Genomic DNA, 12,215 nt, shown 5'->3' on the forward strand with positions numbered 1-12,215 from the left:
GGAACACTCATGACTCCATTAGTTGAAGATCAAGAAGATACTTGGAAGCATATCGAACAACAAATACACAACTCGAATCTTAATGAAGATGAAAAGAAAGCTATGTTTAGCAATCTATTGCGTCTAAAATCACAGACAGTTAACATTTTAATTACAGGCGCTACAGGGAGTGGTAAAAGCTCGACAATAAATGCAATCTTCAATACCAGTATTGCCAAAGTTGGATATGGTGTTGATCCTGAGACTATGGATATTCAAAAATATGAGATTAAAAACCTTACTCTATGGGACTCACCTGGACTGGGTGATGGGAAAGAGGCTGATATACGCCACAGAAAGATCATCACGAATGTTTTAAGAGAGAAGGATATAAACGGGCTTGCCTTGATTGATGTAGCTCTGGTCATAATTGATGGATCAAGCAAGGACTTAGGAACTTCATACGAACTGATAAATGAAGTTATTATACCTAATATGCCTGAAAAAAATCGTATCTTAGTAGCTATTAATCAATGTGATATCGCGATGAAAGGAAAGGGCTGGAATCCACAATTGCGAGGTCCTGATATGGAACTTGAATTATTTCTCCACGAAAAAGTCAATTCTATAAGACGAAGAATTTATGAGGGAACAGGGGTTAATATCGAGCCAATATATTATTCTGCTTCTCAGAACTACAACATCTCCAAACTCTTAAGTTTTATAATCAGATGCACTCCTGTCGAGAAAAGGCCGGGTTATGTTAACTCTATAAATACCAACAATGTCGATTCATCTACTGATGATGGAAAAGATGATTATGTTGGTCAAGTTAAAGACTCCTTATTGGGCTCAGTATTCAACGGAATTTCGGATGGAGCCATTCAAGGGTATCAGCGTGCTGGACTTGCTGGTGGGCTAATTGGCGGGATATCTGGGGGCCTTAGAGCTACATGGGATTGGTTATTTGGATAAAACAACTATATGTAATCTGGAGAATCTATGAGCAAATATTGTAGATACCGATTTGATGAAGTGAGAAAAAAACTAAATTCTGCTGGCTTTAATCCACTTGATGTAATGGTGACAGGGGTTACTGGGGCAGGAAAATCAAGCACATTAAACACTTTATTTGAGCAATATGTAGCCAAGGTTGGAGAAGGCACCGAATCTGAAACTATGGATATCGAATCATACTCATTTAATAACGGGGGAATCCGGTTTTGGGATACCCCTGGTCTTGGAGACGGTGCTGAAGCTGATACCAGACATTCTCAAAAGATCATTCAATTGCTTCATAAAACATATGGAACCATGGAGCAATATGGCTTTATTGATTTGGTGCTGATTATTGTGGATGCTGGGAGTAAGGATTTGGGTACGACCTACAAATTAATTAATGAAATTATTATCCCGAACTTTCATCACTCGCAAAGAACACTTGTGGCACTAAATCAATGCGACATGGCAATGAAGGGGAGCGGCTGGGATATCTCAAAAAACAAGCCTTCTCCGCAACTTACAGCATTTTTAAATGCAAAGGTCGATTCCGTGAGCAGAAGGATTGACGAGTCAACTGGTGTTCAAGTTCGACCTATTTATTATTCGACGTTGTATGAATACAACATTTTCTCCTTACTGGATTCAATTGTTAATCTCATTCCACAAGAAAAGCGGAAATACTCCAAAAGTTTGTAATATACAAACAGTATACTAAGCATAAATATGGCATCAGTTCACTATTTCAATAAGTCGATAAAATTTAGGAGTTTGTCAACTCCCCATTCTTTGGGGATTGGAATAGGGCTGATGCCTAGTTTTCGTAATTGGTTAATTTGTTTGCTAAAGCTATCTGCTGAGTATGTCCCTTCATTCAAAATAACTTCCTTAGCTTCGTAGATACTGCCATGTTCATCAATAAGTCTTAATAGTCTTGTTAATCGCATTTTTTTAGTCTGATTAATTACTTTGTGATGAAGGATTTCAGTTGCTTTGCTTATGGAGTAAAAATCTCCATGACCGACTATCATTTTATAGAACTTTAACACTTCTTTTTTAAGAAACTCTGCATCTAATATTTCATGTAGATAGCCTACACCATTTCTAACCTGTGTTTCAAAACGCAGAATACCTTTTGTTTCAGTGTAATCGTCATACTTTTTACCACATTCCTGTTCTTTTAGTTTTAAAGTTTCATAACGATTGTACCAATTAACAGTTATTGAAGATGCCTTCAAATATAAATTTGTTGTCGAGTCCAAGTATTTGATTGTAGTTTCATCTTTCATGAAATATGAAGGTATATACCCTCGCTTAAACAATTGAATATACAGTGTTATTAGTTCATGTTTTAATCTTAAATCAATAGCCGCCTCTACTCTCTCTACTCTCCATTGATAAAGTTTGGGAACTGGAAGCTTCATCTCATCTACGATTAATGCATTGAACTTTTCATAAACAAGATTGAAATCAGATACGGATATCAGTTGGTAATATCCATTCTGTGGATCAAGTAACAATGCAGGACGAAACCTGATTTCTATCGTGAAGTATCCATATTTCCCTATAACTAGCCTAATTTCTTGAAATCCAAATTTGTGCAACCCATTTGTTAAATATGATCTTTTAAATTCCGGATCTCTCCTCAACTTTCCTTTCGGATAATGTGCTGACATATATTCGTTAATCAAAATAAATGAACTGCAATACTCTGACCTAGTCAATTGGTGCCTTAAGTACAACATATCAACCCTACTCATACTCCGCAACCCTTCCCCTACCCCTCAGACAAGCGCTAAGGGAGAGCAAGCCCCAGACCATCACGCTAGCGGAGGGGGATCATTATTTAAGTCAACGGATTGTCTTGAGTTGAGTTGAAAAATATCATATAAGAGATACCTAGTTCAATCATAGTAAGTATTATAATGACCTTATAGGCATAATTAATAATGCTCTGAACTGATTTCTGAATAAGCGTTCAACAGTTCATCATATGATTCCATTTTAATAATTTCTTCAATAATTCCAACTAAATCCGAGATTTTATCAGTATTAAATTGTATTGCTCGTTGTTTAAGACCATTTACAGATTTAGTAGTTTTTTCATTAGTCCTGTAAATCAAATTTGCTTGCCACAATAATTTCCCTAGCATCTTATCACTAATAAACTCACCTAATTCAAGATTTGTGTGGATATAACTAACGACCTTGTCATATACCTCTTGCCAAGACAAACTTAAAGTTTCATCTGCAATGTCCAATATTCCGCAATAATCACGTTCTATTTCTACATCAGATCGCTTAACTATCTTAATCTTTTTATTTTTGATTAGTATTTCTAAAACTTCAAGAAACAGAGAAACTTTAGTATCAATTGGCGGATTGGATTGGAACCTTAATATATCCTCGAAAACCTTTATAGCTATTCTGTGGTAACTATCCATCTCTTCCGTTGTTATAAATTCTCTTTCTTGGCCATATTTTAAATAATACCTAAAAGCAGCAGCTAAATGAGCTAGGCTATCTTTTTGCCGACTATGAGTATTGGCGCTGGAAACTTTTCCGAAGTGTTGTCGAAGCGATTCAAAATCAGCTCTATAATTATCAAAAAAAGGAGAACTGAATTTTCTGCTAAGCCATTCCAAATAAAATGTAATGCTGGTAGATAAATAATTAGTCTTCTCAAAATATTTGAACTTCTCTTCCTTTTCATAGCTATATGTTAAAACTTGAGTTTTATCAAAGATATTGTCCATTGGAATTCGCACTACTCGTCCTGCTGATGATGTAATATCGTTATTGCCCATGGATAGAAACTTTTCGCCAGTAAACAGAAGCATACCTTCAGGACGAATTGAAAAATTCGCATTTTGTTCCCGATCTCCAATATCTCTTATCAGCTTTTCAACCTTTTCATTCGTTATGTCAGCGGTTCTTTTTGTTTTATCAACACCATAATCATCAATAATTGATACACAATCTCTACTTGAAATGTTAAAAGTGATATCTTTTTTGAAATCATATGCATGAACGATCTTAGGTGACTCAAAAATTTGTGTAAACAGTTTTGCTATGCTAGTTTTACCCATACCAGATTTCCCTTCAATCCACACACTGAACTTTGGAGCCAAGCCATTATTTATAAGCGGTGAGGTTTTGACAGAAACCAATAGTAACGAAAGAAGAGCATATGATAGTTTAGATTCACACATATTCAACATATTAAGACTTTCCCGAAATGCTTGTTTAGGTGGAAGTTGATTATCTACTTTTAAGTTTGAATTTTTATCTACCAGCAGTAGTTTAATCTCTTTATCTCCAATAACCCCACCACTATGTACATACACCAATTTGCCATTAATGTCATGCCATCCGGCGCTATTGACCTCACGTACTTCTGGTAAAGCCTTAGTGACTGCTCTTAAAAGAAAATTTTTCAAAGATTTAAATCCGCTACTTTCTTTAACAAACGTTCCAAAAGGAACATGGCTTTTCAACCATTTTTTTGTTGCCAAATCTTTATATGGAACTTTGAATTGATTTAATTTTGAAGTTGTTCTCCCATCAAATATAATACCGAGAAATACAAATGATTTTTCTCCATTTTCATTGTAGTGAACCGTTTCAGGTACAAGGCTAAAATTTGCAATAGGAACGTATTCTCCACTGCTTATATCACATAATTCTCCATTATCGTTTACGCTGAAATCCTCATCTTTAAACCTACTCCTAAACATGTCTATAAAATCAAGCACTTCGATGCTTCTATTAATATTCACCTGTTGACCTCTCCTTTTGATATAAAAAGTGATTATGTGATGCAATTCAACCAAATTAAACACATTATCACATTTTTGTTGCATTCAATTAAACTTTTTTTGAAAGTAACTATTGCTACAAGCAGTCTTGAGAAATTCCCAATGAGCAAAACTTAAAGCGTATGAACTTTCTTTAAAATTATACATTATTAATTAGTGTACAAGTGAAAATAAGGAATTGCGATTAATAAGTATTTGGATGTTTCGAAGAGACAAACGCTTATTTGTCGTGCTAAAGCATTGAAATTTCTTAAATACAAATTTTAAGTTTTGAAACGGAGGGAACCTACTAAACAAAGTAATTATGAAAGATTTGATCTACCTTGTCTTTATTGCTCTAGTTAATTGTGGGAACCAACTCGAATTTACATTATAAAACAAGCCACGGAATTCGTGGTTTGTTTTTGTTTTCTTTTAATTTCAAACACAATGAGGTCATTAAATGAAGCCTATGAATGGTGCAAATAATCTTATATATGAAAAGCGACTTCTGGTACTTATTGTGCGACATGTAAAACTCACTTTAGAATTTTTCCAACGAGAAACGAGTACTGAACGAAAAGAGTTGATAAAGATAGAAATAACCCAAATTCGGATAGAACGTGATCTTCTATTACAAAAAAAGACAGTGATTAAAAATTGATTTTACTGATAACCAAAGTGTAATAGGCAGGAATCTTATGCACCTGCTTTTTTATATTTTATTATTATAGGGGGAAAGCAACGATGGCTGGAAGAACGGTGAAGAAAGAAGGAAGTAGTTGGTACTATGTATTAACACATGGGAAAAATACTAATGGGAGACCTGTTCAATACAAAAAACGGGGATTTAAAACTAAGCGAGATGCACTTAACGCCTTAAGCGAACTTGAGCATAAGTTGCTTCAAGGCACTTTTGTAAAGCCAAATAAGATTATTTATCAAGAATATATGATAGAGCAATGGCTTGAAGATAAGCAGACTAGAGTTAAGAAACAGACCGTTGAAACATATCGCTGGCTAGTAGAACAACATATTTTACCATCATTAGGTCAGTTTCAAATATCAGAGCTTACACCAATCATTATTCAGAGTTTGTATAATAGACTAACCAAAGAGAAGGCTTTATCAGACGAAAATATTCAGAAAATCCATACACTTATCAACGATTCGCTAAAGAAGGCCGAGCGTTGGGGGCTAATTTCAAAAAATCCTGCTGCCTTAGTAGATCGCCCTAAAGCAATAAAAAAGGAAGTAAAAGTATGGAACATTGAACAGGTTAGGATATTTTTAAAAGATGCGGATGTGAAAGCAAGGTATTATATAGCTCCTTTTTTAGGGCTAATGACAGGAGCGCGTATTGGTGAAATACTTGGATTGAGGTGGAAAGATGTTGATTTGGAGAAAGGCTGTATTCGGATTACGCAAATATTAAGCAGTGATGGTAAAGAATTAATGCCTCATGCGAAAACATCCTCAGGAATGAGAACGATTGATCTTTCACCTGAAGCTATATCGTATTTAAAAATTCATAAGAAACGCTTTGAAGAAGACAAAAAGCATTCTCTATACCAGAATTTGGACTTGGTAGTTTGCACGGTGTTTGGAACTCCAACCAATAAGAGTAACATCAGACGCTATTTCAATAGCGAAATCAAACGTTTAAACTTGCCTAGAATTCGATTTCACGATACAAGGCATACTCATGCAACACTTTTATTATTACAAGGTGTTAATCCGAAAATAGTGAGTGAGCGATTGGGACATGCGGATGTACGAATAAGCTTAGATACCTACTCACATTTGCTCCCAAGTATGCAAAAGGAAACAGCTAAGAAATTTGGAGAAATGCTGTTTGGTGAAACTAAGGAAGAAAATTTAGACACGTAAAAAGCTTTGTCTATGGGGACAACAGGCTTACCGACTACTTTTTAAAATATAAAACCATTGCTCAAGTTAATGGCAATGGTTTTATATTTTTCATCTATTATTTGAACTCTGATCATGAAGGGGAGTTCTCCCCCTCATGTCTGAGATACATTTTTAGCTACTTAAATCTTGCTTACTTCCCTAACTGTAACAATCTCACATTCAAAATCGAAGAGGGGAAAGCAGCGCAGTTTCAATCGTCTTATTATTCGAATTATCATGCTAGAACCTCCTTTCTTCTTAATGTTTTAATGTATGCTGGTATATAAAGCACTATAACTAAATAAGTAAGTATTTTTTTCATAAGTAAAAAATATAAAAATCATATTGGAAATATATTTGTTCAAAATCCCAAGTTAATCTTTGCTGTAAGTTAGAGTGAAGATGGAGAAAATAATTTATTTGCATGGACGGTTGAGGACATAAGAAGAAAAATGACAAGGAAATGATGTTAAAAGGCGAGAAAAAAGAGCGTTCTTGACCAATTCTTGACCATTCGACTTTAAATTTGTTGGTCATCTTTCTTATTAAGTTCCATAAACAGCAAAAAACCCTTGATATACAAGGGTTTTTCTTGATGATCTGTAGTGGGCTCGAACCACTGACCCCCACCCTGTCAAGATGGTGCTCTCCCAGCTGAGCTAACAGATCGCATATGAACTAGCGACAAGAAATAATATACCAAATTGATGCAAGCTCGTCAATACCTTTGTTAAATTATTTTCAGCTTGGGATGATAATAGGATGGCAAAAACAATTTGATTTATAACACCAAATGGTGTTATATTTAATTCCGAAACCAAAAGGTGTCACAAATCAGGAGGCAAACACATGCAAACGAATGAATCCATTCCAGAAATCCGCAAATCGATCTTACTAAATGCACCTATTGAAAAAGTATGGAAAGCGATATCTACTTCTAAAGGTATTGCCGGATGGTGGATGGCCAATACGTTTGAACCAGTTGTGGGTAAAGAATTCATTCTGCATTCGGGGCATTTTGGAGATTCCCCTTGCAAAGTAACAGCGATTGATCCACCGAACAAAGTTAGCTTCGACTGGGGTAAAGATTGGCATTTGACGTTTGAATTGAAACAAATCGAAGCGCATAAAACGGAATTTACGTTGATCCACTCCGGCTGGGATGCGACAAAAGTGACCGAGTTTGGTCAGCCGCATCCAATCATTCGCGATGTGATGAACGGCGGCTGGGAAGGCATTGTGCATAAAAATCTTGTCCAGTTCGTAGAGAATTAAGATGGGAGCGCCTGCCCTCAAACACGACGTATTTCAGGCCATCGCCGACCCCACTCGCCGTAGTATGCTTAAGCTGCTTGCCGACAAGGAAATGCCGATTGCAGCAATAGCAGAACAGTTCCCGATCACCCGGACAGCCGTGAATAAGCATCTACATGTTTTGTCCAACGCCGGACTGGTCAGCAGCAAGAAAGCCGGACGGGAGACACGTTATACGCTCCAACCGGAACCTTTGACTGAGTTGAAACAATGGTTGGCTTTCTTCGAGCAATATTGGGATGAAAAACTGCTTGCTCTAAAAATGTTCGTCGAAAGCGAAGAATAAGGAAATGAGTTACCATTTATTGAAAAGCCGACCTTACCACGGTCGGCTTTTTAGCGCAGCTATTCCATTTTGGACTGAAATATAGAGGCAACAAATAAATCTTTCACAGATTCTTGAAAATTTTGTTGAAACCATTAAGCCTGTTTGGAAGTATACAGTTATCTGTAAGATAAATTATTTATTTTTTGGGGGGAATCATCCATGAAAAAGCTTCTACTTGTAATGACTGCAGTTTCCACTTTGCTACTGTCTGCGTGTGGAGCAGCTCAGAACAAAAACGAAAACACAGGAATCGAATCAAAAGAAACAGAAAGCGCAGCAACAGAAAGCGCTACGCCTACTGAAGCGGCTAAAGAAGAAAATAGCGCTGCTGTCGAGGTGGATAAGGGGTTATTCAGCAACGAGGTTACATTGCCTGCAAGCATGTTTGAAGGGCAAGATTTTGAGCAGATTGTTGCACAGGCCAAAGAGGAAGGCATTGGCGAGGTCATCCAGAATGATGACGGCTCGATTACTTACAAGATGTCCAAATCCGCTTATAAAACAATGATGGACGAAATGGAACAAGGTCTCCTTGATTATGTCAACGAATTAAAAAGCGGAACGGATTTTGCTTCCATCAAAGACGTGACTCATAATAAATCATTCTCCGAATTTACTTTGATCGTTGATAAAGCAGCTTACGAGAGCGGCTTTGATGGCATGGCATCGCTGGGCATCGTCGTTGCAGCTTCCTACTATCAATTATTTAATGGCGTTTCGTCCGACGATTTAAAGATCACCATTAATGCACAGGATGAGTCGACAAAAGAAGTATTCAGCACACGAGTTTTTCCCGAAGCGTTAGAGCAATAAAGTTTGCAGCAGGTTCCAGGCCCGTTAACCATTTGTGGTTAACGGGCCTGATCAAACTTAATCCTCAATGATTACCTCAAATTCGTTTACATAAACGGCGTTGCCCGTTACCTCAATCAAATCCCCATTTTCGCCAACCCTCACTCTGACTCTTCCGTCCCTCCCCATTTCATGCCCTTGCTCAATCAAAAGATTAAACGAAGAATTCTGCTTGTTTATATATCTAGCGTAATACGCTCCCATGACCCCCGATGCAGTTCCGGTAACCGGATCTTCGACGGTGCCCGAATAGGGAGAGGAAAAATGACGTGCATGCATATGCGCGTTGGGGTCGTGGGTCTCTAAACAAAACGGATGAATAGAAGCCCTAGGCATTTCCTTTAATATTGAAGGAAAACGTTGATTATCGGGCACCATCTTTTTAATGGCAGCAAGGGTTTTAACGGGAATTAATAATGTCCATGTGCCGGTGCTGCCGTATACGGTTGGCAGTTCGGTTTCAAGATCGCTCACTTCAATCCCCATACAGCGGGCAAGGTCTTTACGCGATCCATTGTAAGGGTAAAACTGAGGTGCAGCTTGTCTCATCGTGATATAGTAACCGCCGTCCGTTGCATGAAGCTCAATTGGCAAAATACCTGCTTTTGTTTCCAACGTCAAATTGGCATTTCCTCCAAGCAGCCCCTTTGTCTTTAAAGCGTAAAGAGTAGCCATGGTTGCATGGCCGCAAAGATTGATTTCGTGGCCTGGCGTAAAAAAGCGAATGCCAAGATCTGCCTTATCCGACCGCAAAGGGAACGCCGTTTCATTAAAACCAACTTTTTCGGCTATCCTCTGCATTTGTTCCTCCGTAAGCTTTTCGCCGTCTATGACAACTCCTGCCGGATTGCCCATATTGGGCTCAGCGCTAAACGCATCATAATGATAAACCGTTACTTTTGTCATGTGACCTCCACGCGTCTCTTTTTCCATTTATTTTAACAATTTTGAATGGAATTGTGATGAGCCTTCAAGAAAAATCCAAGTTAGCTGCAAAAAAGAGTGCTGTGTTGGCGGTTAAGACGAAAACCTCTATATTCACATCCCGTCAATTCCGGGGAAATTGCACCATGTATATCACAAATTGAATGGACAGCCGGATTGCGCAGATAAAACAATACAGATATTCATATCGTCCATGAATGGGGTCAATGATAAAATTAACAATCATTTTTATCACACCTGCAACCTATCGGAGGAACCTGCCGTCTAAGGGTATGCAGCTGCAAAAAACGGACGAGGTGACGACATGAAGAAAAAACCGATTTTGATTTTGGCCATTACAGCACTGATGATGCTTGTCCTAGGACAAAGCGTATTCGCCTTTTCGGATACGGGCAGCAGCCCTAACGCCGAAAAAATCAAAGCTTTGAAAGAAAGAGGTCTTCTGAGCGGTACCGGCAATGACCAATTCAAGCCTGATGGCGAATTGACTTACGCCGCCGCGATCTCCCTGCTGGTTAAAGCTTTTGACCTGAACATCGACAACATCCGTTTTGTGAAAAAACCGCTGGCAACTGACAGCTTCCCGAATCTCAGCAATGACGCTTGGTATTCGGAAGCCTTCATTATTGCTCAATTAAACGGCCTTGAAATTCCACGCGACATTAAAGCAAACGATCCTGTGACAAAAGAGCAATTTGCTCATCATCTGTTCCAGGCTATCCAAAAAACGGGTGACTATGCCTTTATCGAAATGTACATCTTGGTGAAGGATGAAGCCGACGTTAATCCCGACTACATGAACAGCATCCAAAAGCTTCTGTTGAGCAAATTCGCAGAGCTGGACAAAGACAACAACTTCTTGCCTAAAAAAGTCATTACACGCGGCGAAGCGGCTGGCTGGTTGTTTGACGGATTAACATTCGTTGAGGATCACGCAATAGTTTTGCAGCCATACCCGATTTACGACACAAAACTGGATGTAAAGGCAGTTAATAGCGACATCAACAAAGTAACCGTGTCTGCAGAATTGCCACACCCAGGATATGGCTTGCGCATTTCTTCCATCGTGTTTGATGGCGATCAGGCGATTATTTACACTGAGCCGACCCTTCCCGATCCTGATAGCATGTATCCTCAAGTCATCACAACTGTAGAGGTGACTACTTATGTGGATGCAGCCTTCAAGCCTGTATTGGCAAACGGTCAACAAAGCATGGAAGGTTCTTCCGGTGAAGATCAGCCGATTTCCGAGCAACATCCACTGCAATAAAACAGACAGCAAACAAATGAAAAAGCTGCGCCCCTGTATCTATCAAGTACAGTGTGGCGCAGCTTTTATTCTTTTAGCCATCTTCTCGGTACTGAAAACCAGACTTTTTGAACACGCGCTTTTTTGAACCCGATCAATCTCGAATTTGCCAATCCACCGGGTCAATGCCTTGCTGCTTCAAAAACTCGTTTGCTCTGGAAAATGGCTTGCTGCCAAAAAATCCGGTGCGTGCAGCCAAAGGACTTGGATGAGCCGATTCGATGATACAGTGTCGCGAGGTGTCAATTGCCGCTTTTTTGGCTTGCGCATGTCTGCCCCACAACACAAAAACAACCGGAGTTTCGCGTTCGTTCAACAGGCTAATAATGCGATCCGTAAAGTTCTCCCAGCCAAGCTTCTGATGCGAGGCGGGTTGACCATCCTCTACCGTCAGAACGGTGTTAAGCAGCAACACCCCTTGTTTCGCCCATGCCTCAAGCTCGCCATGCGCAGGAGCGCGATGGCCCAAATCCGCTTCCAGCTCCTTAAAAATATTTTTGAGCGAAGGCGGCTGCTTGACTCCCCTGCGTACAGAGAAGCTGAGTCCATGCGATTGACCCTCTCCATGATACGGGTCTTGTCCCAGAATCAATACTTTGACCCCACTATATGGCGTAAAATGAAGAGCGTTAAAAATATTTTCCTTGGCAGGATATATTTTTTTCTCCTGATAGTTTTGTTCCATCAATGCCCAAAGCTTCTGAAAATAAGGCTTTTCAAGCTCATCCTGCAGCTTGTTCCGCCATTCATTATCTGGCAAAGCAATCATTTGCTGTAACCT

Annotated in this window: 11 protein-coding genes and 1 tRNA gene; 7 read left to right on the plus strand and 5 right to left on the minus strand. The window is 38.9% G+C overall.

Annotation, left to right across the window (positions count from 1 at the left end):
* Positions 1-9: 9 nt before the first annotated feature.
* Together ACX93W_RS06165 and ACX93W_RS06170 are read left to right on the plus strand one after the other, a co-directional pair.
* On the plus strand, positions 10-954 hold the full coding sequence (locus tag ACX93W_RS06165; protein WP_459391423.1) for a GTPase family protein: 945 nt from the start codon (positions 10-12) through the stop codon (positions 952-954).
* Between the two features lie 27 nt (positions 955-981).
* A complete protein-coding gene (locus ACX93W_RS06170) occupies positions 982-1,677 on the plus strand; it encodes a GTPase family protein (protein ID WP_459391424.1) in 696 nt (231 codons plus the stop codon).
* A 41-nt stretch (positions 1,678-1,718) separates the two neighbouring features.
* Here the strand turns inward: ACX93W_RS06170 and ACX93W_RS06175 are convergent, their stop codons facing one another.
* Both ACX93W_RS06175 and ACX93W_RS06180 read right to left on the minus strand, forming a co-directional pair.
* Entirely contained in the window at positions 1,719-2,669 is a 951-nt protein-coding gene (locus tag ACX93W_RS06175; RefSeq protein ID WP_459391425.1) for a hypothetical protein, read from the minus strand.
* 252 nt (positions 2,670-2,921) lie between these two features.
* Positions 2,922-4,757, minus strand: a complete 1,836-nt coding sequence (locus ACX93W_RS06180; protein WP_459391426.1) for a hypothetical protein — start codon at positions 4,755-4,757, stop codon at positions 2,922-2,924.
* A gap of 765 nt (positions 4,758-5,522) precedes the next feature.
* Here ACX93W_RS06180 and ACX93W_RS06185 point away from each other — a divergent pair.
* Positions 5,523-6,665, plus strand: a complete 1,143-nt coding sequence (locus tag ACX93W_RS06185; protein ID WP_459391427.1) for a site-specific integrase — start codon at positions 5,523-5,525, stop codon at positions 6,663-6,665.
* A gap of 617 nt (positions 6,666-7,282) precedes the next feature.
* Here the strand turns inward: ACX93W_RS06185 and ACX93W_RS06190 are convergent.
* A tRNA-Val gene (locus ACX93W_RS06190) sits at positions 7,283-7,355 on the minus strand.
* A gap of 180 nt (positions 7,356-7,535) precedes the next feature.
* Here ACX93W_RS06190 and ACX93W_RS06195 point away from each other — a divergent pair.
* The 3 genes from ACX93W_RS06195 (at position 7,536) to ACX93W_RS06205 (ending at position 9,141) form a co-directional block, all read left to right on the plus strand.
* A complete protein-coding gene (locus tag ACX93W_RS06195; protein ID WP_459391428.1) occupies positions 7,536-7,961 on the plus strand; it encodes an SRPBCC family protein in 426 nt (141 codons plus the stop codon).
* 1 nt (position 7,962) lies between these two features.
* The gene (locus tag ACX93W_RS06200; RefSeq protein ID WP_459391429.1) at positions 7,963-8,286 is read left to right on the plus strand and encodes an ArsR/SmtB family transcription factor; all 324 of its coding nucleotides are present in this window, start codon (positions 7,963-7,965) and stop codon (positions 8,284-8,286) included.
* Positions 8,287-8,487: 201 nt separating this feature from the next.
* Positions 8,488-9,141, plus strand: coding sequence for a hypothetical protein (locus ACX93W_RS06205; protein ID WP_459391430.1), 654 nt, complete (start codon positions 8,488-8,490; stop codon positions 9,139-9,141).
* 57 nt (positions 9,142-9,198) lie between these two features.
* On the opposite strand, the gene ACX93W_RS06210 is transcribed toward ACX93W_RS06205, so the two are convergent.
* Positions 9,199-10,086, minus strand: coding sequence for a PhzF family phenazine biosynthesis protein (locus tag ACX93W_RS06210; protein ID WP_459391431.1), 888 nt, complete (start codon positions 10,084-10,086; stop codon positions 9,199-9,201).
* 343 nt (positions 10,087-10,429) lie between these two features.
* On the opposite strand from ACX93W_RS06210, the gene ACX93W_RS06215 reads away from it, so the two are divergent.
* Positions 10,430-11,395 (plus strand): S-layer homology domain-containing protein, encoded by a 966-nt coding sequence (locus ACX93W_RS06215; protein WP_459391432.1) that lies wholly within the window; start codon positions 10,430-10,432, stop codon positions 11,393-11,395.
* Between the two features lie 133 nt (positions 11,396-11,528).
* On the opposite strand, the gene ACX93W_RS06220 is transcribed toward ACX93W_RS06215, so the two are convergent.
* Entirely contained in the window at positions 11,529-12,203 is a 675-nt protein-coding gene (locus ACX93W_RS06220) for a uracil-DNA glycosylase (protein ID WP_459391433.1), read from the minus strand.
* Positions 12,204-12,215 lie beyond the last annotated feature (12 nt).

The sequence above is a fragment of the Paenibacillus sp. CAU 1782 genome, from assembly GCF_054551715.1.

Bases quoted from the DNA above. Each gene is read 5' to 3' on its own strand.
- ACX93W_RS06170 (WP_459391424.1), top strand. From the start codon at position 982: ATGAGCAAATATTGTAGATACCGATTTGATGAAGTGAGAAAAAAACTA.
- ACX93W_RS06200 (WP_459391429.1), top strand. From the start codon at position 7,963: ATGGGAGCGCCTGCCCTCAAACACGACGTATTTCAGGCCATCGCCGAC.
- ACX93W_RS06220 (WP_459391433.1), bottom strand. From the start codon at position 12,203: ATGATTGCTTTGCCAGATAATGAATGGCGGAACAAGCTGCAGGATGAG.
- ACX93W_RS06195 (WP_459391428.1), top strand. From the start codon at position 7,536: ATGCAAACGAATGAATCCATTCCAGAAATCCGCAAATCGATCTTACTA.
- ACX93W_RS06205 (WP_459391430.1), top strand. From the start codon at position 8,488: ATGAAAAAGCTTCTACTTGTAATGACTGCAGTTTCCACTTTGCTACTG.
- ACX93W_RS06185 (WP_459391427.1), top strand. From the start codon at position 5,523: ATGGCTGGAAGAACGGTGAAGAAAGAAGGAAGTAGTTGGTACTATGTA.
- ACX93W_RS06210 (WP_459391431.1), bottom strand. From the start codon at position 10,086: ATGACAAAAGTAACGGTTTATCATTATGATGCGTTTAGCGCTGAGCCC.
- ACX93W_RS06165 (WP_459391423.1), top strand. From the start codon at position 10: ATGACTCCATTAGTTGAAGATCAAGAAGATACTTGGAAGCATATCGAA.
- ACX93W_RS06215 (WP_459391432.1), top strand. From the start codon at position 10,430: ATGAAGAAAAAACCGATTTTGATTTTGGCCATTACAGCACTGATGATG.